Origin of the sequence: Brachybacterium kimchii (assembly GCF_023373525.1) — a bacterium.
Taxonomy (GTDB): Bacteria; Actinomycetota; Actinomycetes; order Actinomycetales; family Dermabacteraceae; genus Brachybacterium; species Brachybacterium kimchii.
The window spans coordinates 4,050,464-4,074,957 of record NZ_CP097218.1; the positions used below are offsets into that span (position 1 = coordinate 4,050,464).

Below are 24,494 nucleotides of genomic sequence, written 5' to 3' on the forward strand. Positions count from 1 at the left end.
GACCAGTCATCACGCCTCGAGCTGTGCCAGCTCCCCGCCCTCCGTCACCGCTTTCGTCACCGGATTGGTGTCCGGCGTGATGGTGAACAGCTCCTCGAGGACCGACCCGGCGATGTCCGGAGTGGACTGCCAGTCGCCGTAGACCTTGAGAGTGAAGCTCGGGTCTGTGTGGCCCAGCAGAGCGGCGACCTCGAGAGGGGAGCGGCCCAGGAGTAGGAGCGTGGTCGCGTAGGTGCGGCGGAACACGTGGGGCGTAGCCCAGGGGAGCCGGACGCTCTCGTGATCGAATGCCTTGCGGAACCTGTTGTGCACGTTGCTCCGGTCGCGGATGGTCCCGCGCTCAGAGGGGAACACCAGGCCGAGCGTGTTCCATGTCGGCTCGAGCTTCGCTCGTGCCCGATCCGTCGCCTTCGCTTCCCTGAGCATCTTCGCCAGCGAGGGAGAGATCGGGACGCGGCGCATGCCCGTAGCCGTCTTGGTGTGATCCTGGAGGTACAGCCCCTCGCCGTCCTTCCTTGCGACGGTCGCGGCGACGGTGACGGCGGGCTGTGCGGCCTCGAGGTGGACGTGCTCCCAGGTGAGTGCCAGAACCTCGCCGATGCGGAGCCCCGTGCCGAACATCAGTCGTGCGATGGGCAGGAGCATGTTCCGCTGAGCGACCTTGCTCTGCTCGAGGTAGGCGAACAGGCGCTCGAGATCCTCGTGCGAGAGGGCACGCTGGTGATCCTTCGGCACCTCGAGCGCCTTCCCCTCGGCCTTCGCGGTCTCCTCGGCCTCACGCTGGAGACGCTGGGCTGTCCGCCGGGAGCGCTTGACCTTGCCCAGACGTGCCGCAGGGTCGGCGACGACGACGCCGTACGTCAGCGCTCGGCGGTAGATCATCCCGACCAGTGACCGTGCTGTGTGTGCGGCTCCGTCGCCGCGTTCGTTCGCGATGTCCTGTAGCCAATCCTTCAGCTCGCCGTGCGTGATGCTGTCCAGCCGGCGACCGTCGAACCTGTGGCCCTGCGAGAGGAAGTGATTGTCCAGCCCCTCGCGGTAGATCCGCTGTGTGCCGTCGCTGTAGTCGGCATCGTCGCTGAGCACGTACTCCCGGTGATTGCGTGCGAACGCCGTCCACTCCCTCGGGATGCCCGCGTACTTCTTCGCCTCGGCCTGTTCCTTCGCCTCGGCTACCAGGTCGGCAACGCGTGCCTCGAGGCCTTGCCTCGCCTTCGTGGGAGTGCTCGCCCTTGGCCCTTGCACCTGCCGAGTGTCGCCCTCGGCGATGCCTGCTCGAGCGCGGGCCTGGTACACCGTAGCGCCAGGGACGCGGCGCGTGATGGGTCCAGACTCGAGCTTGACGCCCGTGCCAGAGAAAGCGGTGACGGAGACGTTGCCCGTCTGTGCCGGGGCGAGAGGTGTACGTGCCATGTGGGCAACGTACACCAAAGCGGTGACGAGTTGCAAGGTTCAGATACTACGTCTGCCGAGGGCAAGCTCAGGGTAGCGCGCCACAGGAACGCCCCGGGGCATGACCCCTAGATCGCGATTCCCTACCCCCCGGCTGGTCTCAGCAACTGTCGGCCTGTACGGGTTCCAGTAGGCCCCTCAGAGCAAAGATTTGGTACCGATCCTGGGGCGTTCCTCTTCGGTGCCTCCGCATTCGGGAATGTGCGCTCGATCCCGTCGACGGACTGGACTGTGCGCGGGGCGTCTGTCCCAGTTGGGACAGACCGGATGTCTCGATCCACGGCCGACTTGCTCGCCCCGACGACCGGAGCGATGGACCGTGACGACCAGCCCTGGTCACCAATCGGTAGACGTCTTCGGTGTCCGCACCTGCTCTCGGTACGGCTCTCGCCCCTCGTGTCGGAAAGTGAAGCCCTTGTAGCTCTTCTCGGGCACCAGTCGCTTGCCCGCCTGTGCCTTGGTCACGTAGCCGTGGATCTCCTCGGCGTCTTCCGCTTCCATGCCCAGCTCGAGGCACCGATCACGGACAAGCACCGGGGCGAACCCTCGCCAGTAGGCCCGGTTCTCCATCAGGTCAGACTTGAGCTTCGCGACCTCGTTCCACTTGAGGCCAGTGCTGTACCCCGCCGCCCATGAGGCTAGGGCCTTGAGGATCTGATCAATGTCGGCAGGTAGCTTCTCCATGGCCGGACTGTACAGCGCCCCGCGCAGACCTAGGAGAGGTCGAAACAGGTTCACCCCTCCTCGGGTACCCCGGACACTAGTTCTCGTCTCCTGGGTCTCCACGGGCAGTTGTCTGAGCGATGTTCTGCTCCCCATTGCAAGCGGAGCGCCTCGAGGGTGCTACGGAAAAGATGAAACCCCCGCCCCGGCGCGATGCCAGGACGGGGGCAGATGGTGGGCCAGGCTCAGGCGATGTCGAACCTCACCCGGCACTTGAGGGACTCGGCGCGTAGTCCGGTGGGCAGGGTGACGGGGTTCCCTCCGCTCGCCTGACTGGAGCCAAAGACGCTCACGCTTCCGACAGCGAGATCCACAGAGCCGCACCAAAGGTGCTCATCCCCGGGGGATGCGAGGTGCGTCAGCGAGGCCGGGAGCCGCTCACCGAGACGAAGAATGTCCCGCGTGAGAGGCTCCAGCGGTTCCCATGCCTCATGCTTCGAGGGGTTGCGATAGCGGACGCCCTTGAGGGCGAGCACGTACTCCCCGCCCGCCAGAACCTCGACCGGATCGTGCGTGACGGTGACCTCAGAGACGACGATGCGCGGCTTCATCAGCACGGCGGGCGTGAGATGGGTCCTCGGGTCGAAGACCGCGAGGTCCGCCTCCTCGCCTCCTCCTCCTCGGAGGATCTGCGCGGCGAGGAAGAGGACATCGGCCCGCTGGTCTTCAGTGAGCACGCCCTCCTCCCATGTGGCGATGGCGGCGAGAGGGGATGCGGTGGTCGTTGCGGTCATGGTGTCTCCGTTCGTGGTGGTGTCGTCGTGTTCGGTGCCGGTCAGCGCCATGCCTGGCCCTCGAGGTAGTCACGCTCGCGCCCCTCGTGAAGGTGACGGCGAACCTCGCCGTCCGTCTGCCGGTACACGTTCCCCAGGGCGCGCGATGTATCGACCGGCTGGTAGTCCACGCCGTCAAGGACTGCCTTGACGGACTCATTGCGCCTCCGCTCATCGTCGGTACCGACCTGGACCTGCGTGCGAGCAAGCGGATCGCACTCGCCGATCACCAGACCCACGCGCCGTGCCTTGCCCATGAGCGAGTTGACGGAGCTGTTCCACTCCTCAGTGACTGCCTTCAGGGCCTCTGCCGCTCGCAGGATCTCGGCCTCGTGCTTCGCGCGGGCCTCCTGGTACTTCTCCCATGCGACGGGGAGAGCACCGGCCCCCTGTGCCCCGAACTCGGCGAGGTCGATTGCGGCCACGCTCTGCTCGGCAACAGACTTCACGCGCTCGAGGTGCTCCAGGCGCTCGCGCTTTCGGGGGATGGTGGTCTCGTCAATCTCGGCGAGGCGCTCGACATCGGCGAGGACTGAGCCAGCGTCGATGTCAGCGAGGATCTGATCCCTCTCCTCCTCGAGCTTGGCCACCTCAGCCGCGACAGCGGCGAGGGCGTCCTCAGCTTCGGCGAGGGACAGGTGCGCCGCGTCAGCGGCGCTAGAGGTCTTCGTCTTGGTCTTCGTGGCCATGCTGAACCTTTCGTTGGTGGGCCGCTTCGCGGCCCCTTGGGTGCACCGAGGAGGAGAGGTCCTCCTCTTCGACTCCTCGGTGCGTTGGGTCTAGAACTCCGATGGCCGGTAGGCCAGGGAGCCCCTTGGTCTACGGCGGCGAGGACTGGACTCGGCGGGAGGTGGATCTAGACCTAGGCCGTTGGACCCAGGGCCAGGGCGCACCTACAACCGTTCATCTCCTCGCCGCCCCTTGGATCTATCTGGTGTAGTGATCTGGTAGATGATCTGGTAGGTGGACACCCAGATGTCCGGTCCGGATAGGACACCCAGGTGTCCGGTCGGTCGTCCCAGATGTCCGGTCCGAGGGCCTCAGACAGGACACCTAGATGTCCGGTCCTGGATAGGACACCCAGATGTCCGGTCCGAGGGCCTCAGACAGGACACCCAGATGTCCGGTCCGAGGGCCTACGTCTCGCCCTCCCACTCCGGCAGGGTGAGCCGGTACTCCGTGGTGTGGTTGCTCCCGTAGTTGGAACCCCTCTGCACCTCGACCACGTAGCGCTTCCGGATCAGCGCGGCGATGTACCGGCGCACGGTCCGCTCTGTCTTCCCGACGCCTTGCGCGATCAGGTTCTGCCCCGGTCGGCAGTCGCCCAACGTCGTGTGCGTGCAGTAGGAGAGCATCACGTTGAGACACGCGACCTCCTCGGCGGACAGGTCCGGTCGGCCCCCTTGGTTGATCGCCTTGAAGAAGGCGAAGAACGCCCGGAGGTCCGGAGTGTCGCCCTCCGGTGGCCGTGGCACCTCCTCCACCTCCGTCACCATCTCCTCGGTCTCCGGCGCCGGTTGGGGATCAGCCGCCGCACGGGGCCGCAGGAACTCGGGAAGCTCCTGCACTCCCTCCTCGGTCAGCCGGCCCGGTGTCGTCGTCTTCGTGACGATCGGCTCCTCATGCCCTGCCGGGGCGTACTCCACCACTTCGGTGAACGGCCCCGCCGGAAAAGGGTCGGGGTATGGATCCCATGTCCTGTGCGCGGTCCCGGGGGTGTGCACGTTCTCGTCGTACGGAGTCACCCGGCATCGCCTGCCGTCCGAGCTCTCGCAGTCGTAGGTGACCGTCATCCAGTCACCCCCTCGGCACCCTCCCACTCCTCAGTGATCCATGTCGGGATGATGCCGTCCTCGTCCACGTACTCGAGGATCGCCAGTAGGTAGACGGCCTCTCCGGTCTCGAGCACGCCCGCCTCCCAGCGCCTGTGGATCTCCTCGGCGTACTCAGCCTTGCCCTGCTCGTCGAACTTGTGTGTTGTCGTCGTGTTCATGCCGCCTCGACCTCCTCGGCTCCATCCGTCTCGGCTCGACGGGCGATCATGGAGTACAGCTTCGCGGGCGTCGATCCTGGTGCCAGCACTCCGCCCTCGGTCAGGCGGTCGATGCTCTGCCTCACTTCCCGCATGGGCACCTTGGTCCTGCCGTCCCCTCCCAGCCAGCGGGCGAGTGTGCGATCGCTCAGCGTTGCCACACCCTCGCTGTCCGCGAACAGGACCGAGGCAAGGGCGACCTTCACGTCATGGTGGACGTTCTCCGACCCCCGTCCCTTCAGCAGGTAGATCGCCTCATCGGCGATCAGCTCCACGCAGACGACATCGGGCAGTCGGCCCCGCTTCACTCGACCTCACCGCCCGTGAGGATGAACTCGCGCTGGTCGCTCTCCGGGGTGATCACACCCTGGGACCGGAGCTGTCGGATCGCCGTATCCACGTCAGCCGGGGTGCAGGTGCTCTCACCGTCCGACGCCAACGCTCGCCGCAAGAACACCTTGGACGGCGGAACCCATCGCCCGCTGTCGTCGGCGTGCTCGTGGATCAGGACAGTCAGGCGCAGACCTCGGTAGGCCCGCTTCGTCTTCATCTCTTCGTGGTGCTTCGAGTAGCTGAATCCCATCGCGGGATCTCCCATCAGTTCGTGGGCCGCTCGTCTCCATCAGGGACGCTCACGGCTCGGTGGTAAGTGGTGTGCCTTCGCTCAGGCGGCGACTGCCCGTGTCGACTCAGGAGAGCCGTGCCGGGCGTCCTGGGGTCCGTAGTGCCAGACGCCCCGCGCGTCCTCCCAGTGCTTAGACGGGCAGTCGTTGAGCATGTCCAGGCAGTACCGTTCGCCGCCGCGCCCCTTGCGATGGAGCGTGAACGGCTTCTCGCCTGCAAACGTCTCGTGACAGCCTCCGCAGTGCCAGAACCTCGGGCCGCTATTCAGCTCGGTCCCGCACGGGCAGTACGGATGCGCCGAATCGGGAGCGCCTGCGTACTCGTGACCCCAGGTGTGCCAGGACTTCAGCGAGACGTACTCGGGTCGGTCGCGATCCCTGGGCCGCTTCCTCTCGTCGATCATGCAGACGGGGCAGTCGGAACGGATGCGGGAGGCCTCGAGCTGATATCGGGTCAGACGCCGCGAGGGTTCACCGTCAACGGGTGCACAGAGGTCCAGGCTGTCCCTGGTCCGCTCCGTGTCTTCGACGGCTCCTAGGGCCGACTCTCCCAGCACGTAGCCGGTCCCGTTCTCGAGTGCACGGAGCGCCTGCCCGCGAGTAGGGAAACTGCCCCTCTCGACGCCGCCCAGCGTCACGATGTAGAGGTCACGCTCCGCGTCGTGGGAGATCCCGTCGCGGGCGCTCACGCGGCCACCTCGGAGCCGTCGCTCAGGTCGGCGATGTGCGCCTGTACGTCGCTCAGGCGGTAGCGAACCGCTCGAGCAGACACCTTCACGTGCCTTGGCTGGGGAGTGTGGCCGGTAGATCGCCAGGTGCGCAGTGTCGCGGGCTTCAGCCCGAGCATGGACGCGGCTTCCTGCTCGGTCAGCAGACGGTCGCCGACCACAGGGTGCGCAGGGGTAGAGAGGGACATGATGGTGTCCTTCAGCGGGGATCTCGACGCCTACAACCCCGGGACTCTTCGGTCCTCATCGGCGGGCGGATCAGAGATCGGATCTCGGCGAGGGTCGCGGTTCGCTCCGCGTCCTCCTCGTGCAGTGGTCCCAACGCCAGCGCGTTCCATCGCGCCGTCTGGAGATGATCCAACTGCCGCAGGTCTCGACGCCAGCGCGCATCCGCTTACTTCACCACGGTGCACGCCGTCTGGAGACGGATACCTGCTCGCCCTCTCGCCGGGAGGCGGTGGGGCGGGGCCTGCTTGGTGCGACCCTCAACCGGAACGTCGATTGTACACCTGTTCGAACATGCGTCAACATCCATCGTTGATCGTCGCTTGACCAGTCGGAGCGGATGCGCTCGATAGACCCACATCTATGTACCACGTCTAGGTGATACACTATCGGGATCACCAGGTACGATGGTCGCATGAACGTCACAGAGATCTCGACCCATTGGCACGCCGCAGTCGTCGCACCGGACGCAGGGATCGGAGTCGCGATGGCCGCGACCCCGATCTGCGAGTGCCCCGGCTGTCTCGTCCGGGTCTGGCAGGACCGGGAGTGCTTCGACGCCGAGTTGCGCGTACTCGGCTTCGCCCGCGTGGACCTCGCGCCAGGGGACGGCGAGAGGGAAGTGCTCTACGCACTCGGCGAGGTAGAGCCGCAATGGACCGAGGGCGGAATGCTCCAGGTTCCGTGGTCACCCGACGCCCTGCCGGTCGCTGAGTACGGCGGCGATGTTGAACAGCTCCGAGAGCATCCGCTCGTCCCGATGTTGTGGGGACGCCTTGAAGCCCTTGTGCGAGACCTTGACCGTGAGGCCGACAGCGCTACGGCGTAGGACTCCACAGGGCACAACCCAGCGCCCCGACCTTCCAGTGCGGAGGGCCGGGGCGCTTCGTTGTGAGGGAGCTTCAAAGCGTGAACGTCACCACTGTCACCGCTTTCGTCACCGCTTTGGGTGACGAGGTTCCTGGTGCTCCGACGCCTCGACGGTGCACAAGTGCAGGTAGAGCCAACATGCAAAAACGGGGATCGACAACCTGAAACACCACATGCGCAAAACAGGCGGTTGCGAGTTCGAATCTCGTCTCCAGCTCAGCGAAACAGCCCCTCGCCCGGAGGTGCACCGCACACGGTGCCCAGTGGCGAGGGGCTGTTTCAGCGTGGATCCACGCTCTCGACGTCGCCGTGCGCGGAGCGCATCGACGAGGAGCCGTGCTCAGCGCCCGTGGTTGATCTGCACGTGCTTGGTGCGGGAGAAGTCCTCGAGCGCATGGATCGAGAGGTCCCGGCCGTACCCGGAGCCCTTGAAGCCGCCCCAGGGCAGCTCGCTCGCGAGCACCAGGTGGCTGTTGACCCAGACGGTCCCGAAGTCCAGACGGCGCGGCACGTCGAGGGAGCGGGCGGCGTCGCGCGTCCACACCGAGGCGGCGAGGCCGTAGACGACGTCGTTGGCGCGGCGCACCGCCTCGTCCTCGTCGGCGAAGGTCTCCACCGTGATCACCGGCCCGAAGACCTCCTCGCGGGCGGCCTCGGTGCCCTCGCGCACGTCGACGAGGACCGTCGGCTCCACGAAGTAGCCGGGGCCCGGGAGGGCGGCGCCGCCGATGGCGACGCGGGCCCCGTCCTGCTGCGCGCGGTCGATGAAGGCCAGCACCCGCTCCTGGTGGGTCTGCGAGATGAGGGGGCCCACCTCGATGTCCTCCCCGGCGTCGGGGGTGCCCACGGGGATCTGCCGGACCTGCTCCACGAGCTGCTCGACGAAGCGGTCCGCCACGTCCTCGTGCACCAGGACGCGCGTCGCGGCCCCGCACTCCTGGCCGGAGTTCCAGAACGACGCGCTGCGCAGTCCTGCGGCCGTCGCCTCGAGATCGGCGTCCTCGAAGACGAGCACGGGCGCCTTGCCGCCGAGCTCGAGATGCACGCGCTTGAGGGACTCGGCGGCGGCGCTCGCGACCGCGCGGCCGCTGCCGACGCTCCCGGTGAGGGCGATCAGGTCGACCCCGGGGTGGGACGACATCGCGGCGCCGACCTCGCGGCCCCGCCCCAGCACGATGTTGAGGACGCCCGCGGGCACGATGTCCGCGATCAGCTCGGCGAGCTTGAGCAGGGAGAGCGGGGTGAGCTCCGCGGGCTTGACCACCGCGGTGTCGCCGACGGCGAGGATGGGCGCGATCTTCCACGCGGCCATCAGCAGCGGGTAGTTCCAGGGCACGATCACCCCGACCACGCCGACCGGCTCCCGGAGCACCAGGGAGGTGTGGTCGGCGACGTAGTCGGCGGTGCCGAGGCCGGTGAGGGAGCGCGCCGCGCCGGCGGAGAAGCGGAAGACGTCGGCCGCCGAGGCCACGTCGTCCGCGGTGACCGACGGCGGCTTGCCGGTGTCCAGCGCCTCGAGCCGGCCCAGCAGCTCGGCCTCGGCGTCGATGCGGTCGGCGATCGCCAGCAGCAGCTCGGCCCGCTCCCGGGGCGTGGTCGCGCCCCACGCGGCGAAGGCCGCCGCGGCGGCGTCCGCGGCGCGGTCCAGCTCGGCGGTGCCCGCCTGGGGGAGGAGGGCGACCTGATGCTCGTCGGAGGGGTCGACCAGCGGTGCCGAGACGGGGCCCGTGGTGTCGAAGGCCCCGTCGATGAAGTGGCCCAGCGGCGGCATCTCCGCCTCGGCGACGAGGGGATCCCCTGCCCCGCGGCGCACCTGCACCCGCTCGTCGGCGGCTCGATCGGTGGTGGTCGAAGTGGTCATCGCGCGATGTTCTCCTGACGCGTCGTTGCGGTGGTCGGACACCGGGACCGTATCTTGTGATCACACATCACACAAGGATGGTCGTGCGTGCAGGGGCCGCACCGGGGCACGGATCGGTGCGGGGGAGGGGGAGAGGTCAGCGCTCCTTCTCGGAGCCCTGCGTCTCGAGCTGGGCCTCGATGCGCTGGGTGGCGCTGGTGAGCGAATCGCCCGTGAGCGTCGCGGCGGCCTCGCCGTCGTGCGCGGCGGCGGCCTCGATCAGCTGCTGCGGGAAGCGCCAGAGCGTCGAGGCGGTGCCCGTGTCCACGGAACCGCGAGCGCCCATCACCTTGTAGGGGCGGCAGTCCTGCCAGAGCCCGCGGACGACCTTGAGGAGGAAGGGGTTCCCTGACGCGCCGTAGAGCGCGGCGAGCAGGGCCTCGTCGATGTCCAGGGCGTCGAGGAGGCGGCCCTCGTCGACCGCGGTCCTGAGCAGCTCGAACTGGGTGCGCATCTCCTCGAGCCCCGCCTCGTCGATGCGCACGGCCCCTTCGCGGGCCGCCGCCGACTCGAGGATCCGACGGGTCTCGTAGACGTGCACGAGCTCCTCGAGGCTCAGCGTGCGCACCACCGCGCCCTTGTGGGGGGAGCGCTCCGCGAGGCCCGCCTCCTCGAGGCGACGGATCGCCTCGCGCACCGGCATCACGCTGGTGCCGACCTCCTGGGCGATGTCGCGGATCCGCAGCCGGGTCCCCGTGGGCATGTCCCCGCGGAGGATCGCGTCGTGCAGCGAGGCGTACACCTGGTCGGTCAGCAGGGTCGGTTCGATGCGCTTGGAGAGGGCCACCTGTCCAGATTACGCGGTGGATCCGGGGAACCCTCTTGCGTTGATTTGTGATCACAGATTACAGTCGCTCCACGGATCGCGGCGCGGACGCCGGATCCCAGATCGCACAGGGACGTGCACCGCCCCGCGACGACGCACAGGCAGTTCCGCCCGACCCACGCAGGCCGGGCCCATTGAGAAGGAGCACGTCCATGAAGGACGCCATCGTCATCGGCGCCGGCCTCGCCGGCCTCTCCGCGGCCTGGAGACTGCGGCACTTCGACACCCTCGTCCTCGAGGCCGACGACCGCGTGGGAGGTCGGATCCGCTCCGAGCGGCGCGGCGCGTACTGGCTGAACTGGGGCGGGCACGTCTTCGCCGGCCCCGACTCGTCGACCGACGAGCTGCTGCGCGAGGTCGGCGTGACCGCGGTCGAGATCCCCGGCTCGCTGCAGGGCATGGCCATGAACGGCACGTTCCTGCGCAAGGGCCACATCGCGACCTATCCGCTGCGCATCCCGATGCCGATGGCCGATCGGATCGCGACCTTCCGCGCGGGCGCCAAGGTGCTCGGCGGCGTGGCCCGCTACATGGACGTGGTGCGCACCCGGCCCGGCGAGTCCGGGGCCATGCGCCAGCAGCGGATCTACGACTTCGAGGGCGATCGCAGCTTCCAGGACTACGTGGGGGACCTGCCGGAGGACGCCGCGTCCCTGTTCAGCACCACCGTCACCCGCTCCGCCGGGAACATGGACCAGATCTCCGCCGGCGCCGGCATCGGCTACTTCAGCCTCGTGCTCGGCTTCGGCCAGGGCCTGAACCGCGGGATCGTCGGCGGCCCCTCCACGCTCACCCGGACCCTCGCCGCATCTCTCGGCGAGGACCTGCAGCTGGGCGCGACCGTCCACGAGGTCGTGCACCGGCCCGGATCCGTGCTGGTGCGCTACAGCCAGGACGGCGTCGAGCGCGAGGAGGAGGCGCGCACCGTCGTCGTCGCCACCACGGCCGACGTCACCCACCGCATCGGCGTGGACCTTCCCGAGGACCTCCGCGACGCCCTCTCGCGCATCCAGTACGGACCCCATGTGAGCACGGCGTTCCTCACCGACGAGACGACCTCCCGTCCCTGGGACGACATCTACGCGATCGCCGCCCCCAAGCGGTCCTTCGCGATCGCCCTGAACCAGGCGAGCATCGTGCGCGGCACGGAGTCCGAGCGCCGCCCCGGCGGCAGCCTCATGACCTTCTCCCCGGCGGGGCTCGGGCGCGCGCTGCTCGACCTCGACGACGAGGAGGTCCAGCGCCGCCACCTGCGCGACCTCGACCAGATCCTCGGGCACGGGTTCGCGGACTCCGTGGTCGAGGCGGAGACCGACCGCTGGGCGGTCGCCTCCCCGTACAGCTTCCCCGGACGCGCCGCCCTGCAGAGCGTCCTCACCCGAGGCACCGACCGGGTCTTCCTGGCCGGCGACTACCTCGGGACCCTCTACACCGAGAGCGCCGTCACCACCGGCTTCTCGGCGGCCCAGAACGCGGCGAGCGTCCTGGCCACCCCCGTGCGGCGGAGCCTGTCGGGCCCTGCCGCCGATGCACCGACCCTGACCCCCACCGCAGTCTGAGAAGGAGACCGACCATGACCCTGGACCTCCACGGAGTCCTCACCGCCCTGGCCACGCCGTTCGACGCCGAGGGGGCGATCGACGAGGCGACCCTGCGACGCGTCGTCGACCGCTCGATCGACGCGGGCGTCGACGGCGTCGTCGCCGCCGGATCGACCGGCGAGGTCGGCGCGCTCGGCCGCGACGAGCGCCTGCGCCTGGTCGACACCATCATCGACCAGACCGCCGGGCGCGTCCCGGTGATCGCCCAGACCGGTGCGACCAGCACCGCCGAGGCGATCTCGCTCTCGCGCGCCGCACAGCGCTCTGGCGCCGACGTGCTCATGCTGGTCACGCCCTTCTACGAGCCCCTCAGCCTCGAGGAGACCGTCCAGTACATCACCGAGGTCGCCGGCGCTGTCGACCTCCCGGTGATGCTCTACAACATCCCCGCGGCCACCGGCGTCAACCTCGATCCCGCCACGGTCCGCTCCCTCGCCGAGCAGAACGAGAACATCCGCTTCATCAAGGACTCGAGCGCGAACTGGGAGCAGGCGCTCGAGCTGATCCGCCTGCACGGGGACGTCATCGACACCTTCATCGGCTGGGACGTCTACCTCTACAGCGCCCTGGTCGAGGGCGCCGCCGGCGTCATGGCCGGCGCGGCGAACGTCGTGCCCGAGGAGATCGTCGCCGTCACCCGCCGCATCGCGGACGGGGACCTCGAGGGCGCCCGGGAGCTCTGGTCCCGCCTGTACCCGGTGATCGCCTCCCTGTTCGCCGTGCCCTTCATCCCCGCCGTCAAGGCCGGGCTCGGGCTCACCGGCCTCGAGGTCGGCGCTCCCCGCCGTCCGGTGGCCCCGCTGGACGAGGCCGCCCTGGCCCCGATCCGGCAGGCGCTCGCCGAGCTCAGGGAGGGGCGCGGCTGAGATGGACACGACGCAGCTCACGACGACGCTCACCGCGATCGCGGACGGCATCTGGGGGCCCATGGCGTACCTCGTCATCGGCCTCGGCCTGCTCTTCACGATCACCACCAAGGCCGTGCAGTTCCGGCGGATCCCCGACATGATCCGCCAGCTGCGCGACCAGCCCAGCGCCGAAGGAGGGCTGTCCTCGTTCCAGGCCCTGGTGCTCGCCCTCGCGAGCCGTGTGGGCGTCGGCAGCATCGCCGGCGTGGCCACCGCCATCGCGGGCGGCGGCCCCGGAGCCCTCCTGTGGATGGCGATCACCGGGCTGCTCGCCTGCACGGTCGGCTACGCCGAGGCCGCCCTCTCGCAGACCTTCAAGCGCCGCGTCGAGGACGAGGACCGCCGCAAGGCCGGCGAGGACATCGGCGGCATGCCGTACTACATCAAGCACGGCCTGCGGATCCCGTTCGTGGGCGGCCTGGTCGCGGTCCTCGGGCTCATCGGCTACGGCTTCGTCTTCCCCGGCTTCCAGGTCAGCTCGATCGCCGCGAGCGCGCACCTCGCCTTCGGCCTCCCCGGCTGGGTCCCCGCCGTCCTGGTCACGGGCATGATCGCCGTGGTGATCTTCGGCGGCACGACCCGCATCGTGAGGGTCACCCAGACCCTCGTGCCCCTGCTCGCCGTCGGGTACCTCGTGCTCGCGATCGCCGTGATCGTCGCCAACATCTCGCAGGTCCCGGAGGCGGTCATGCTCATCGTCCGCTCCGGCCTGGGCCTGCAGCCTATGCTCGCCGGCGTCACCGGCGCCGCGATCGCCTGGGGCGTGCGCCGGGCGGTCTTCGCCTCGGCGAACGGGCTGGGCGAGGCGACCTTCGCCGCCGCGGCGGCGCGCACCACGCACCCCGGCAAGCAGGGCCTCGTGCAGACCTTCAGCATCTACATCGACGTGCTGCTGATCTGCATGGCCACGGGACTGATGATGGTGGTCTCGGGGAAGTTCAACGTCTCCGACCACCGCGGCGGCTTCGTCATCGAGAACCTGCCCGGCATCGACGCCGGACCGAACTGGGTGCAGGAGTCCATCGACACCCTGGCTCCCGGCTGGGGCGCGGGCTTCGTGGCCGTCGCCGTGCTGCTGTTCGGCTTCACGTGCCTGCTGCTGTACTTCTACGTCGCGAACTCGAACCTGCTGTTCCTGCTGGACGGCCGGCGCGGCCCGGGCTGGACCCTCGTGCTGCGCCTGGGCACCCTCGCGATCGTCTTCGCGGGCTCCGTGGTCAACGCCGACCTGGTGTGGGCGGCGGGGGACATCGGCCTGGGGCTCATCGCCTGGGTCAACCTGCTGTGCCTGATCCTGCTGTTCCCCGTCGTGCACAAGGTGTGCAAGGACTACGACCGGCAGCGCCGCGAGGGGCTCGATCCCGTCTTCGATCCCGAGGCGCTCGGCATCCGCGGCGCCGACTTCTGGAAGGACCCCGCGCGCGTCGAGGACGGCACCGCCGAGCAGACCGCGCGCCAGCGCGAGGCGAGCGGCACCGGGGGCTGACGCCCGCGAACGCCCGCTCCCATCACGCCGAGACGGCGGGCCCGCCTGCGCGGGCCCGCCGTCGTCGTCTCAGATCCCCGCGACCTGCAGCGAGGATCGGCCGGCCTCGCGCACGCGGGCCCGGGCACGGTCGACGGCTCCCCGGGGGATGCTCGGCAGGCGCACGCCGCTCATCGACTCGAGGACCCGCACCACCTGGCGGCAGTAGCCGTGCTCGTTGTCGTACCAGACGTAGAGCACGGCGTCCCCCGTGCCGTCGGCGATGGTCGCGAGGCCGTCGACGATCCCCGCCTTGCGCGAGCCGAGCGCGTCGCTCGAGGCGAACTCGGGCGACTCGATGAAGTCCACCTGCCGGCGCAGCGGCGAGGCGAGCGAGGTCTCGCGCAGGAAGGCGTTGAGGTCCTCGCGCCCGATCCCCGCGGCGCCCTCGCCGAGGCGCAGGTTCAGCACGGCGAGCGACACGTTCGGCACGGGGACCCGGATCGCGCTGCCGGTGAGCCGGCCCTCGAGCGCCGGGTAGGCGGCGCCGACCGCTCGAGCGGCGCCGGTCTCGGCGATGACCATGTTGAGCGTCGCCGCCCGGCCGCGCCGATCGGCGCGGTGGAAGTTGTCGGTGAGGTTCTGGTCGTTCGTGAAGGAGTGCACGGTCTCCACGTGCCCCTTCTCGACGCCGCAGTGCTCGTGGAGCGCCTTCAGCACCGGGGCGACCGCGTTCGTGGTGCAGGAGGCCGCGGCGAGGATGCGGTGATCCCCGATCTGCTCCTCGTTCACGCCGTGCACGATGTTGGGCACGTCGCCCTTGCCCGGCGCGGTGAGCAGCACGCGGCTCGCGCCGGGGGAGCGCAGGTGCTGGGCGAGGCCGTCGCGGTCGCGCCAGCGTCCGGTGGTGTCCACGACGATCGCCTCGTCGATGCCGTGGGCGCGGTAGTCGACCCGGTCCGGGGCGTCCGACTCGATCACCTGGATCTCGACCTCGTTCGCGATCAGCATCCGCCGCTCCTCGTCCACCACGATGGTGCCGTCGAAGGGGCCGTGCACGCTGTCGCGGCGCAGCAGGCTCGCGCGCTTCTGGAGGTCCCCCGGGGCGCCGGGACGCACGACGACCGCGCGCAGGCGCAGCCCGCCCGCCCCCGCGGAGCGCGCGAGCAGGATGCGGGCCAGCAGGCGGCCGATGCGCCCGAAGCCGTAGAGCACGACGTCCCGCTGCGGGGGCACCTCGGCCGGGCCGATCCGTGCGACCTCCTCGCGCAGCAGGCCGTCCAGGACCTGGCGCGAACCGTCGCCCTCCTCGCCCGCCAGGCTGAGGAGGGAGGCGAGGTCGACCGCGCAGGGCGGGGGATCCATCGCGGTGAGCATCTGCAGCAGGGGGAAGGTCTGCGCGGGATCGAGCTCGCGGCCGTCGATGTGGCGGGCGAAGCGGTGGGCCTTGAGGATCTGGCGGGCGGAGAGGTCCACGAGCCGCCGCCCGTGGATCGTCACCACCACGTGGCGGCTGCGGTGCAGGGACCCGATGATCGGGATCATCGACTCCGCGAGGGACAGCCGATCCTCGGGGTCGGCGGGGGCGTGATGCACGGGAGGTCCTCCTCGGGACGAGCGGGCGTGGTCCCTCAAGACTGGCTCGCGACCAGGGCCGATGGAGGTCTCCCGGGGTATGAAGATCGGGTCTTCTTGCGCCGCGGGAAAAACCTGCGCCTCAGTCCATCGCGGCGTGGCGCTCGAGGAACTCGAAGACCTCCGTGTCGTCGACGCCGGGGAAGCGGCCCGAGGGCAGGGCGGCGAGCACCTGGGTGTGCATGCGCGCGCTCGGCCAGGCGGCGTCGGCCCAGCGATCGGCGAGGCCGGCCGGGGGCCGGGTGCAGCACGACTCGTCGGGGCAGGTGGAGACCTGGCGCTGTCGCGTCGCGCGGCCGCGGAACCACTTGGCGTCGTCGAAGCCCACGCCGAAGGTGATCGAGAAGGCGCCGTGGGGGCCGGAGCCGGTCTGGGTGGACGACCAGAAGGTGCCGCCCACGGTGTCGGTGTACTGGTGGTTCTCGGTGGTGCGGTTCCCGCGGTGCCCCGCGCGGCGCGCGACCCACTTGCGGCACACGATCTGGCCCTCGACCGCGCCGGTGACGTCGGTGGGGATCGGCAGGTCGTCGTTCTCGTAGGCCTTGTGGATCTCGCCGTCGGCCCCCACCCGCAGGAAGTGCACCCGCACCCCGTGATGGGCGGTCAGCAGGTTCGTCATCCGCAGGGCCGCCTGCTCGTGGGTGACGCCGAAGGCGTCGCGGAAGTCCTCGACGGCGAGGTCGCGACGCTGCTTCGCGTCGCTGAGGAAGTCCGTCGCCTGCCGCTCGGGCATGAGGCAGCAGGCGGCGAAGTAGGCGATCTCCAGGCGCTGGCGCAGGAACTCCTCGTACGACGAGGGCGGGGTGTGGTCGAGCACGCGGTGCGCCATGGCCTGCAGCGCCATCGAGCGCAGGCCGTTGCCGCCGGGGATGGAGGACGGCGGCAGGTAGATGCGCCCCTGCTCGAGGTCGGTGATGGTGCGGGTGGAGCGCGGCAGATCGTCCACGTGCAGCAGGCGGAATCCCAGGTGCTCGGCCATCAGCGCGACCTCGCGGTGGGTGAGCGCCCCGACCTCGTGGCCCGCGACGGCGACGATCTCCTCGGCCGCCGCCTCGATCGCGGGCAGATGGTTGTCCTGCTCGCGCATCCAGCGCCGCAGCTCGGTGTTCGCGCGGCGCGCCTCCTCGGGCGTGGCCGTCGCCTCGAGGGCCTTGCGGTCCAGCTCCTGCAGGGTCCTCACGAGCGCCGCGAGGGCGTCGTGGGGGAGCGTGCGCGAGATCCTCACCGGCGGCACGCCGAGCGCGGCGAACTGGGGTCCGGCCTGCAGGCGCGCGAGCTCGAGCTCGAGAGCGGAGCGGGCATCCGGCGGCTCCTCGGAGAGCAGGTCCACGACGTCGACGCCGAGGGCCGAGGCGATCCCTGGCATCTCCGGCGCGCGCACCGCGCGCTTGCCGTTCTCGACGAGGGACAGGGTGCTCGCGGTGGTGCCCAGCTGCCCGGCGAGGTCCGCGAGGGTGAGGCCCGCTCGGGAGCGGAAGTGCCGGATGCGGGCGCCCATCACCCGCGTGCGGTCGTCGTCGACTCTCATGTTTTGAGCATACGTGAAGAATCGCCGATCTTCGATCGAATCTCTCGTGTTCTGCGACCGAGGGGGACCTCAGAGTGGTTCCACGGCCGACGGACGCCCCGTCGGCCCGGCCGGGAGATCCTCCCGGTCCGCCCCACGAAAGGCACGATGATGACGCAGCTGACGACGCGCCCCGCCCCCGCCACCGCTCCCGCCCTCGGGAGCAATGACCCGGGAGACCTGGTGCTCCCGCTCGAATCGGTGGGCCTGGACGACCTCGCCCGCGTGGGCGGCAAGAACGCCTCGCTCGGCGAGATGCTCGGAGCGCTCGCGGACCTGGGGGTGCGGGTGCCCGGCGGCATCGCGACGACCGCCGATGCCTTCCGCCTGCACATGGCCGCCACCGGCCTCACCGACGAGATCAGCGCGCAGCTGGCGCAGCTCGACGTCGAGGACACCACCGCCCTCGCCCGCGTCGGCGCCCGCATCCGCGAGCGCGTCGAGAACGCGCCGCTCGCGCCCGAGCTCGAGGACGCCGTGCGCAGGGCCTTCGCCCGCCTCGAGCAGGACGGGCCCGCGGGGGCGGACGCCGCCTCCTTCGCGGTGCGCTCGAGCGCGACCGCCGAGGACCTCCCCGACGCCTCCTTCGCCGGGCAGCAGGACACCTACCTGAACGTGCGCGGGATCGACGCCGTGCTCGACGCGGTGAGGAAGGTGTTCGCCTCCCTGTTCACCGACCGCGCGATCGCCTACCGCGTCCACCACGGCTTCCTCCACGACGAGGTCGCGATCTCCGTGGGCATCCAGCGCATGGTGCGCTCCGACCTCGCCTCCGCCGGCGTCATGTTCACCCTGGACACCGAGTCCGGCTTCGAGGACGCCGTGTTCATCACGAGCGCCCACGGCCTCGGGGAGGGCGTGGTCCAGGGCGCCGTCGACCCCGACGAGTTCACCGTCCACAAGCCCGGCCTGCGCGCGGGGCGTCCGGCGATCGTGCGCCGCCACCTGGGCGGCAAGGACCGGAAGATGGTGTTCACGGACGATGCGCGCGTCGGCCGCACCACGGCCTTCGAGCCCACCGAGCCCGCGGAGCGCGGGCGCTTCTCGCTGAGCGACCGGGAGGTCGCCGAGCTCGCCCGCATCGCCCTGGTCATCGAGGAGCACTACGGGCGTCCGATGGACATCGAATGGGGCAAGGACGGCGCCGACGGCACCCTGCACATCCTCCAGGCCCGCCCCGAGACCGTGGTCTCGCGCCGCGCCGCCGGGACCATCGAGCGCCACCGCCGGGTGGGCGAGGCGCCCGTGCTCGTCGAGGGCCGCGCGATCGGCCAGAGGATCGGCAAGGGCGCCGTGCGGCGCCTCGAGGACCCCAGCCGGATGCACGACTTCCGCCCCGGGGACGTGCTCGTGGCCTCGATGACCGACCCCGACTGGGAGCCGATCATGAAGCGGGCGGCCGCGATCGTCACGGACCGCGGCGGCCGCACCTGCCACGCGGCGATCATCGCCCGCGAGCTCGGCATCCCCGCCGTGGTCGGGACGGGCGACGCGTCGCGCCTGCTGGAGGACGGCCGGGAGGTCACCGTCTCCTGCGCCGACGGCGAGACCGGACTCGTGCTCGAGGGGCTGCTGGAGACCGACGTCGAGACGATCGAGGTGGGGGAGCTGCCCGAGATCGACGTGGACCTCATGCTGAACCTCGCCAACCCCGATCTCGCGCTCTCTGTGGCCGCCCTGCCCAGCGCCGGCGTCGGCCTCGCGCGGATGGAGTTCGTCATCAACCGCCAGATCGGCATCCACCCGCTCGCCCTCCTGGACCCCGAGCACCAGAGCACCGGGGTGCAGGAGCAGATCGAGCGCGCGACCAGCGCCGACGCCTCCCCGCGGGAGTTCTTCGTACGGCGCCTCGCCGAGGGCGTCGCGACCATCGCCGCCGCCTTCGCGCCGCGCCCGGTGATCGTGCGGCTGAGCGACTTCAAGTCCAACGAGTACGCCGGACTCGTGGGCGGCGAGGTCTTCGAGCCCGACGAGGAGAACCCGATGATCGGGTTCCGCGGGGCCTCCCGCTACCTCTCCGAGCAATTCGCCGAGGCCTTCGCCCTCGAGTGCGAGGCGCTGCGGCGGGTGCGCGAGGACATGGGCCTGGAGAACCTGCGGATCATGATCCCGTTCGTGCGCACGCCCGACGAGGCCCGGGGCGTCGTCGGGCGCCTGGCCTCCCACGGCCTCGAGCGAGGGAAGGACGGGCTGCAGATCGTGATGATGTGCGAGATCCCCGCGAACGCGCTGAACGCCCCGGCGTTCCTCGAGCACGTGGACGGCTTCTCCATCGGCTCGAACGACCTCACCCAGCTGACCCTGGGCATCGATCGCGATTCAGCGCTCGTCGCGGACTCCTTCGACGAGCGCGACCCCGCGGTGCTGCAGCTCATCGACCTCGCGATCCGCGCGTGCCGCGAGCGCGGGAAGTACGTCGGGATCTGCGGTCAGGCCCCGAGCGACCATCCCGAGCTCGCCGAGCGCCTGCGGCGCGCCGGCATCGGCTCGATCTCGCTGAACCCCGACACCGTCGTGGACACCTGGATGCGGATCGCGGGTCAGAAGGTCTCGTAACCCGACTTCGCGACCGTGAACCCGTGGCCCGTCTTCACGTTCCAGCAGGTCATGCCGTCGGACTCGCTGCGGCAGGCGGTGTCGCCCTGAGCGGCGCTCTCGTCGTACGAGAGGGTCGTCGGGGAGTCCCCGCCGAACGTCGTGCCGCACTGCAGGTCCGCCTTCTCGTCGGCGACGCCGATCGAGAACGGGCCCGAGGAGCAGTCCTCGCTGTCTCCGCCGAAGGAGCGGTCGTCCAGCGAGCAGCCCACCGAGTCGTCGTCCAGGCTGCAGGTGATGTTGCCGGTGGGGGAGACCACGCGGCTGAGGTCCTTCGCATCGTCGGGCGCCGGGGACTTGTCCTCGGCCTCGGTCGACGTCTCGGTCTTCGACTCGCTGGACTTCTCCGAGGGCTCCTTCGAGGCCGACGAGCTCGCGCTGGTCTGCTGCGCGGACTCGTCGTCCCCGCCGGAGAAGAAGGAGCGCAGGCCGAAGATCGCGACCAGCGCGACGATCAGGGCGAGCAGCAGGCAGCCGCCGCACGCCCACCAGGTGGCGCGGCTGCGGCCCGAGTCCTCGTCCCCGCCGTCGTCGTGCCCGTCCTGCTCGTCGTACTCCTCATGTCCGGCGTAGGCGGCGCCGGCCTGCACGGGCTCCTCGAAGTTCGCGGTCGGGGCCGGAGCCGGGTAGCCGTAGCCCTGGTCCGATCCGGGGGCCGACTGCGAGGGCGAGGGCATCGACGGGCCCGAGGCGGAGGGCCCGAGCGGGACGACCCCGCCGTCGGGCTTCACGTGGCGCACCGTGCCGCTCGAGGCGGCGGGCTCTGCCACCGGGTGCTCCTGCGGCGGCTTGATCGGCGGCAGGGTGGGGGCCGACGCCGGGGCGTCCGCGACCGGCGGCAGGCCCCATGCCGACTGCGCGTCGGGATCTCCACCGGGCGCGGTCGGCGGTTCCCGGTCCGACGCGCCCTCCGCGGCGAGCCGGGGCGGCTCGCGGCGCAGGGGAGCGGGGGCGTCGGAGGGCGCCATGGCCTGGGTGGGCGGGCCGTCGTCGCCCTCGGGGACCGCGGGGGCGGGATCCGCGGAGTCGGTGCGCTGGATCTGCCGGGTGGCGAGCACGTCGCCGGTGTCCTCGAGATCGCCGTCCGGATCGGGAGCTGCCTGCTGCGCCTGGTCGGGCTCCGCCGTGTCGGGCTGCTGCTTCGCCTGCTTCGCGCGCACGCGCGCGTTGGTCGCGAGGATCCACTGCCGCGCCACGTCCGGGCAGGAGGGGTTCTCGACCAGGAGTCCGTGCAGCTGGGGGTGCCGCTCGGTGAGCTCCATCAGCCTTTCGGGCGAGGTGCTCGGATCCTGGGCCTCCTCGGCGGGTGACCGGGGGGTCTCGTTCACATCGTTCTCCTGTCGGTGGGCGCCGTGCGCGCGGCCCGTCTCCGGGCGCGCGGCGAGGGCGGCGCTGTGCGCAGTCACCGAGGATGCCACACGCCCCGGTCGACCGGTCGAGCCGGATGTGACCTGGCGGACCCTCCGCCGGCCTTCAGTGAGGGCAGCCTTGCCTGGCACAATGGTCGGACGCGCTGCTGTTCCGCCCCGCAGCCCCGCGCTGCCCGCCCGCACGTCCGAAGGAGCCGCTGTGCCGCGTCCGTCCACCACCGCCCATCTCGCCGAGGTCCTCCGCGTCGAGGACCTGACCCCCGCCTTCCGCCGCGTGGTGCTGGGCGGTGAGGGCATGGCGGAGTTCGGCATCGACCACCATCCGCTCGATCAGCGGTTCAAGCTCATCATCCCGCCCGGCGGGGGCGATCCCGCCTTCGATCTCGTGGACTTCCTCGAGACCCACCAGAGCGACGACCTCTCCTGGTACCAGGCCTGGCTGCAGGTCGACGAGGACGTGCGCGGCGCCATGCGCACCTACACGATCCGCGACTGGGACGAGGCCGCCCGCGAGCTCGTCGTCGACATGGTCCTGCACACCGACGAGCACGGCGTCGGCGGCCCCGCCGGCAGCTGGGCGCAGGCCGTGCGCCCCGGAGGGCGCCTGCACCTCATCGGCCCCAGCCGCGGAGGGGAGCAGTCCCGCGGCGGCATCGAGTTCGAGCCCGGCGGCGCGAAGGACCTGCTCCTCGTCGGCGACGAGACCGCGGTGCCGGCGATCGCCTCGATCCTCGACTCCCTGCGCGGGTCCGACGTGCGCGGCAGGGCCCTCCTCGAGGTGCCGACGGCCGCCGACCGCCTGGATCTCGAGGGGCCGACGGGCGTCGAGGTCGTGTGGCTCGCCCGCGAGGGCGCCGAGCACGGCACCCTGCTCGAGCCCGCAGTGCGCGAGGCCGTCGCGGCCGACGCGGACCTCCCCTCCGACCCTGCGGCCGGCGATCGCGTCGAGCTCGAGGACGTCGACATCGACTCGACGATCCTCTGGGAGGTCCCCCAGCAGCTCACCCAGGCCGCCCACGGCAGCAGCTCCGAGGTCCACCCCGACGAGCGCCCCTTCTACGCGTGGATCGCGGGCGAGGCGGGCGTGGTCAAGCGCCTGCGCCGCTACCTCGTGCGCGAGATCGGCGTGGACCGCAAGCAGGTTGCCTTCATGGGGTACTGGCGGATCGGCAAGGCCGAGGGCTGAGCCCCGGCGCGGCCTGTCGGTGCGTTGTCCCTCAGACGGTCATGGTGCTGAGGCCCTCGGGGCGGCCCTGCGCGGCACCGCGGCCGTGCAGGTAGGTCGAGATCGCCAGACGGGCGATGGCGGAGCGGCTGACGATGCCCACGACGGGACCGCCCTCGCCCCGCACGACCGGGACCTTCTTCAGGCGCACGTCCGCGAGGGCCGCGACCGCATCGGAGATCGAGGCGTCCTCGTCGACCGTGATCACCTGGTGCGTCGCGAGACGCATCGCCGGCAGTCGCCCGAGGTCGCGCATCGCCTCGTCGATGTCCTCCTCCGCGCCCGCGACGAAGGAATAGATCGACGCCGATGACGGGTGGTGCGCCGAGAGGTAGCGCATGACGTCCCCGTCGGAGAGGAACCCGAGGAGGGTTCGGTCGTCCCCGAGCACAGGGGCGCCCGAGATGCCGCGCTCGGCGAACATCCGCAGGGCCTCGAGCACGGTCTGCCCGCTCGAGATCGCGAAGACGTCGGACTTCGTGATGTGCGAGACGCGGTGCTCCGCGTCCTCCGGTGCCGCCTCGGGCGCGGCCGTCTCGCGGACGCGCCGCGTCCGCGCGCTGCGGGAGGCGGCGATCGCCAGGCCGACGCCGATCAGCGAGGTGAGCACCACCAGTCCGACGGCGCCTCGGAAGCCCAGGAGGGCGCCGCCCTCGGCTGCGCCGCTCGCCGCGCCCGCGGCGGTCAGGGCGCCGTAGACGCCCACGCCCAGGGAGGTTCCGACGCAGCCCGCGATCTGGAAGCTGGTGCTGACGACGGTCACGCCGTGAGGGCTCGTCTCGCGGTCCAGGTGCGAGAGCGCGAAGGTCTGCGCGGGGCCGATGACGAACGAGGTGCCGAGCACCGCCGGGACGTAGAGGATGCCGAACAGGACGACCGACGGACTGCCCGCGGCGACTCCGACCAGGACCACGAAGATCGCCATGACCAGGTAGCCGGCCGGGATCATGCGCCGGCCCCCGTGGCGGTCGAACAGGCGACCCGCCACCGGCCCCATGGCCACGGTGAGGAGGATGCCGGGGGCCAGGGTGAGGGAGGCGCCGAGCGGCGACAGGCCGCGGGAGGACTGCAGGAAGACCGGGATCACGACGTTCATGGCGAACACGAACACGAGCCCGAGCATCGTCATCAGCACACCGAGGACGAACGGGGTGCTGCGGAACGGACGCAGGTCGATCAGCGGGTTCTCGATCCGGTGCTGGCGCGTCACGAAGCCGGCGAGGGAGATCAGACCGACGACGGCCGCGGCCGCCGCGATCAGGGCGGAGCCGTCGAAGGCCGTCGAGATGCCGTAGAGGATGCCCACCAGGGCGACCGCGACCAGTGCCAGGGACGGGGCGTCGAGCACGGGGCGATCGCGCTCCCCGACCTCACGCAGCAGAGCGGCGCCCGCGAGGAGCACGAGCAGCGAGAGGCCGCCGAAGACCCACATCAGCACGGTCCACGGGGCGGCGGTGAGCAGGACTCCGGAGATCACGATGGCCATCGACGGGCCGAGAGTCGTCATCGCGGCCATGATGCCCATGGCCAGGCCCAGCTTCTCCCGCGGGGCGACGGCGAGGGTGATGGTCATGCCCAGCGGGGTGAGCAGGCCGGTGCCGATCGCCTGCAGCAGACGGCCCAGCAGCAGCACCCCGAAGGACGGGGCGATCGCGCCGACGATCGAGCCCAGCACGAGCAGGGCGACGACGGCGACGAACAGCGGACGGGTCGGCAAGCGGCGGTACAGGATGTTCGAGACGGGCACGAACACGGCGGCGACCAGCAGGTAGGCGGTGGTCAGCCACTGCACCGTCCCGACGGTGACGTCGAAGTCGGCCATGATCGGCGTGAGCGCGACGTTGAGGAAGGTCTCGTTGAAGGTGGCGAGGAAGGCCGCCGCGGCGGCGACGGCGATCATGCCTGCGGCGGTGCGCGCGGACGCAGGACCGAGAGAGGCGGGAGTGGTGGGCAAGGGGGTGCTCCTGACGGACGAT

General features: G+C 70.6%; 22 protein-coding genes. 6 read left to right on the forward strand and 16 right to left on the reverse strand.

The annotated features are described in order from the left end of the window. Positions 1–9: 9 nt before the first annotated feature. The 10 genes from M4486_RS18405 to M4486_RS18450 all read right to left on the reverse strand — a co-directional run bounded on the left by M4486_RS18405 (position 10) and on the right by M4486_RS18450 (position 6,519). On the reverse strand, positions 10–1,449 hold the full coding sequence (locus M4486_RS18405) for a tyrosine-type recombinase/integrase (protein ID WP_249478769.1): 1,440 nt from the start codon (positions 1,447–1,449) through the stop codon (positions 10–12). A gap of 339 nt (positions 1,450–1,788) precedes the next feature. Next, positions 1,789–2,136, reverse strand: coding sequence for a hypothetical protein (locus M4486_RS18410; RefSeq protein ID WP_249478770.1), 348 nt, complete (start codon positions 2,134–2,136; stop codon positions 1,789–1,791). Positions 2,137–2,360: 224 nt separating this feature from the next. Next, the gene (locus tag M4486_RS18415) at positions 2,361–2,960 is read right to left on the reverse strand and encodes a hypothetical protein (RefSeq protein WP_249478771.1); all 600 of its coding nucleotides are present in this window, start codon (positions 2,958–2,960) and stop codon (positions 2,361–2,363) included. Beyond that, positions 2,951–3,637: a hypothetical protein gene (locus tag M4486_RS18420; RefSeq protein ID WP_249478772.1), complete on the reverse strand. Its 687-nt coding sequence runs from the start codon at positions 3,635–3,637 to the stop codon at positions 2,951–2,953. Before M4486_RS18420 ends, M4486_RS18415 begins: the two co-directional genes overlap by 10 nt. A 447-nt stretch (positions 3,638–4,084) precedes the next feature. After that, complete coding sequence (locus tag M4486_RS18425; protein ID WP_249478773.1) at positions 4,085–4,741, reverse strand: helix-turn-helix domain-containing protein; 657 nt, start codon at positions 4,739–4,741, stop codon at positions 4,085–4,087. Beyond that, positions 4,738–4,941 (reverse strand): hypothetical protein, encoded by a 204-nt coding sequence (locus M4486_RS18430; protein ID WP_249478774.1) that lies wholly within the window; start codon positions 4,939–4,941, stop codon positions 4,738–4,740. Before M4486_RS18430 ends, M4486_RS18425 begins: the two co-directional genes overlap by 4 nt. Beyond that, positions 4,938–5,255: a hypothetical protein gene (locus tag M4486_RS18435; protein ID WP_249478775.1), complete on the reverse strand. Its 318-nt coding sequence runs from the start codon at positions 5,253–5,255 to the stop codon at positions 4,938–4,940. Before M4486_RS18435 ends, M4486_RS18430 begins: the two co-directional genes overlap by 4 nt. A gap of 29 nt (positions 5,256–5,284) precedes the next feature. Beyond that, entirely contained in the window at positions 5,285–5,563 is a 279-nt protein-coding gene (locus M4486_RS18440; RefSeq protein ID WP_249478776.1) for a hypothetical protein, read from the reverse strand. Between the two features lie 81 nt (positions 5,564–5,644). After that, positions 5,645–6,292, reverse strand: a complete 648-nt coding sequence (locus tag M4486_RS18445; RefSeq protein ID WP_249478777.1) for an FDXHR family putative zinc-binding protein — start codon at positions 6,290–6,292, stop codon at positions 5,645–5,647. Continuing rightward, a complete protein-coding gene (locus tag M4486_RS18450) occupies positions 6,289–6,519 on the reverse strand; it encodes a helix-turn-helix transcriptional regulator (protein WP_249478778.1) in 231 nt (76 codons plus the stop codon). The genes M4486_RS18445 and M4486_RS18450 overlap by 4 nt, the downstream gene beginning before the upstream one ends. A 452-nt stretch (positions 6,520–6,971) precedes the next feature. Between M4486_RS18450 and M4486_RS18455 the strand changes: the two genes are divergently transcribed. After that, the gene (locus M4486_RS18455; RefSeq protein ID WP_249478779.1) at positions 6,972–7,385 is read left to right on the forward strand and encodes a hypothetical protein; all 414 of its coding nucleotides are present in this window, start codon (positions 6,972–6,974) and stop codon (positions 7,383–7,385) included. Between the two features lie 381 nt (positions 7,386–7,766). On the opposite strand, the gene M4486_RS18460 is transcribed toward M4486_RS18455, so the two are convergent. Beyond that, positions 7,767–9,287, reverse strand: a complete 1,521-nt coding sequence (locus M4486_RS18460) for an aminobutyraldehyde dehydrogenase (RefSeq protein WP_249478780.1) — start codon at positions 9,285–9,287, stop codon at positions 7,767–7,769. A gap of 136 nt (positions 9,288–9,423) precedes the next feature. Continuing rightward, the gene (locus tag M4486_RS18465; RefSeq protein ID WP_249478781.1) at positions 9,424–10,113 is read right to left on the reverse strand and encodes a GntR family transcriptional regulator; all 690 of its coding nucleotides are present in this window, start codon (positions 10,111–10,113) and stop codon (positions 9,424–9,426) included. Between the two features lie 191 nt (positions 10,114–10,304). On the opposite strand from M4486_RS18465, the gene M4486_RS18470 reads away from it, so the two are divergent. Genes M4486_RS18470 through M4486_RS18480 form a run of 3 tightly spaced genes read left to right on the forward strand, consistent with a single transcriptional unit; the run spans position 10,305 to position 14,147 of the window. Then, positions 10,305–11,711 (forward strand): flavin monoamine oxidase family protein, encoded by a 1,407-nt coding sequence (locus M4486_RS18470; RefSeq protein ID WP_249478782.1) that lies wholly within the window; start codon positions 10,305–10,307, stop codon positions 11,709–11,711. Between the two features lie 14 nt (positions 11,712–11,725). Continuing rightward, entirely contained in the window at positions 11,726–12,619 is an 894-nt protein-coding gene (gene dapA / locus M4486_RS18475; protein WP_249478783.1) for a 4-hydroxy-tetrahydrodipicolinate synthase, read from the forward strand. Between the two features lies 1 nt (position 12,620). Then, complete coding sequence (locus M4486_RS18480; protein WP_249478784.1) at positions 12,621–14,147, forward strand: alanine/glycine:cation symporter family protein; 1,527 nt, start codon at positions 12,621–12,623, stop codon at positions 14,145–14,147. A 69-nt stretch (positions 14,148–14,216) separates the two neighbouring features. Here M4486_RS18480 and M4486_RS18485 read toward each other — a convergent pair whose 3' ends face one another. After that, complete coding sequence (locus M4486_RS18485; RefSeq protein WP_283257946.1) at positions 14,217–15,722, reverse strand: glyceraldehyde-3-phosphate dehydrogenase; 1,506 nt, start codon at positions 15,720–15,722, stop codon at positions 14,217–14,219. Between the two features lie 121 nt (positions 15,723–15,843). Next, the gene (locus M4486_RS18490; protein WP_249478785.1) at positions 15,844–17,289 is read right to left on the reverse strand and encodes an XRE family transcriptional regulator; all 1,446 of its coding nucleotides are present in this window, start codon (positions 17,287–17,289) and stop codon (positions 15,844–15,846) included. 147 nt (positions 17,290–17,436) lie between these two features. Between M4486_RS18490 and ppsA the strand changes: the two genes are divergently transcribed. Next, positions 17,437–19,884, forward strand: a complete 2,448-nt coding sequence (gene ppsA, locus M4486_RS18495) for a phosphoenolpyruvate synthase (RefSeq protein WP_249478786.1) — start codon at positions 17,437–17,439, stop codon at positions 19,882–19,884. On the opposite strand, the gene M4486_RS18500 is transcribed toward ppsA, so the two are convergent. Further along, a complete protein-coding gene (locus tag M4486_RS18500; RefSeq protein ID WP_249478787.1) occupies positions 19,869–21,251 on the reverse strand; it encodes a variant leucine-rich repeat-containing protein in 1,383 nt (460 codons plus the stop codon). The genes ppsA and M4486_RS18500 overlap by 16 nt on opposite strands. 241 nt (positions 21,252–21,492) lie before the next feature. Here M4486_RS18500 and M4486_RS18505 point away from each other — a divergent pair, with 241 nt between their 5' ends. Further along, on the forward strand, positions 21,493–22,479 hold the full coding sequence (locus M4486_RS18505; RefSeq protein WP_249478788.1) for a siderophore-interacting protein: 987 nt from the start codon (positions 21,493–21,495) through the stop codon (positions 22,477–22,479). A 31-nt stretch (positions 22,480–22,510) separates the two neighbouring features. On the opposite strand, the gene M4486_RS18510 is transcribed toward M4486_RS18505, so the two are convergent. Further along, on the reverse strand, positions 22,511–24,472 hold the full coding sequence (locus M4486_RS18510; RefSeq protein ID WP_249478789.1) for an MFS transporter: 1,962 nt from the start codon (positions 24,470–24,472) through the stop codon (positions 22,511–22,513). Between the last annotated feature and the right edge of the window lie 22 nt (positions 24,473–24,494).

Bases quoted from the DNA above. Each gene is read 5' to 3' on its own strand.
- M4486_RS18455 (WP_249478779.1), top strand. From the start codon at position 6,972: ATGAACGTCACAGAGATCTCGACCCATTGGCACGCCGCAGTCGTCGCA.
- M4486_RS18420 (WP_249478772.1), bottom strand. From the start codon at position 3,637: ATGGCCACGAAGACCAAGACGAAGACCTCTAGCGCCGCTGACGCGGCG.
- ppsA (WP_249478786.1), top strand. From the start codon at position 17,437: ATGATGACGCAGCTGACGACGCGCCCCGCCCCCGCCACCGCTCCCGCC.
- M4486_RS18415 (WP_249478771.1), bottom strand. From the start codon at position 2,960: ATGGCGCTGACCGGCACCGAACACGACGACACCACCACGAACGGAGAC.
- M4486_RS18430 (WP_249478774.1), bottom strand. From the start codon at position 4,941: ATGAACACGACGACAACACACAAGTTCGACGAGCAGGGCAAGGCTGAG.
- dapA (WP_249478783.1), top strand. From the start codon at position 11,726: ATGACCCTGGACCTCCACGGAGTCCTCACCGCCCTGGCCACGCCGTTC.
- M4486_RS18490 (WP_249478785.1), bottom strand. From the start codon at position 17,289: ATGAGAGTCGACGACGACCGCACGCGGGTGATGGGCGCCCGCATCCGG.
- M4486_RS18425 (WP_249478773.1), bottom strand. From the start codon at position 4,741: ATGACGGTCACCTACGACTGCGAGAGCTCGGACGGCAGGCGATGCCGG.
- M4486_RS18460 (WP_249478780.1), bottom strand. From the start codon at position 9,287: ATGACCACTTCGACCACCACCGATCGAGCCGCCGACGAGCGGGTGCAG.
- M4486_RS18450 (WP_249478778.1), bottom strand. From the start codon at position 6,519: ATGTCCCTCTCTACCCCTGCGCACCCTGTGGTCGGCGACCGTCTGCTG.
- M4486_RS18410 (WP_249478770.1), bottom strand. From the start codon at position 2,136: ATGGAGAAGCTACCTGCCGACATTGATCAGATCCTCAAGGCCCTAGCC.
- M4486_RS18470 (WP_249478782.1), top strand. From the start codon at position 10,305: ATGAAGGACGCCATCGTCATCGGCGCCGGCCTCGCCGGCCTCTCCGCG.
- M4486_RS18440 (WP_249478776.1), bottom strand. From the start codon at position 5,563: ATGGGATTCAGCTACTCGAAGCACCACGAAGAGATGAAGACGAAGCGG.
- M4486_RS18480 (WP_249478784.1), top strand. From the start codon at position 12,621: ATGGACACGACGCAGCTCACGACGACGCTCACCGCGATCGCGGACGGC.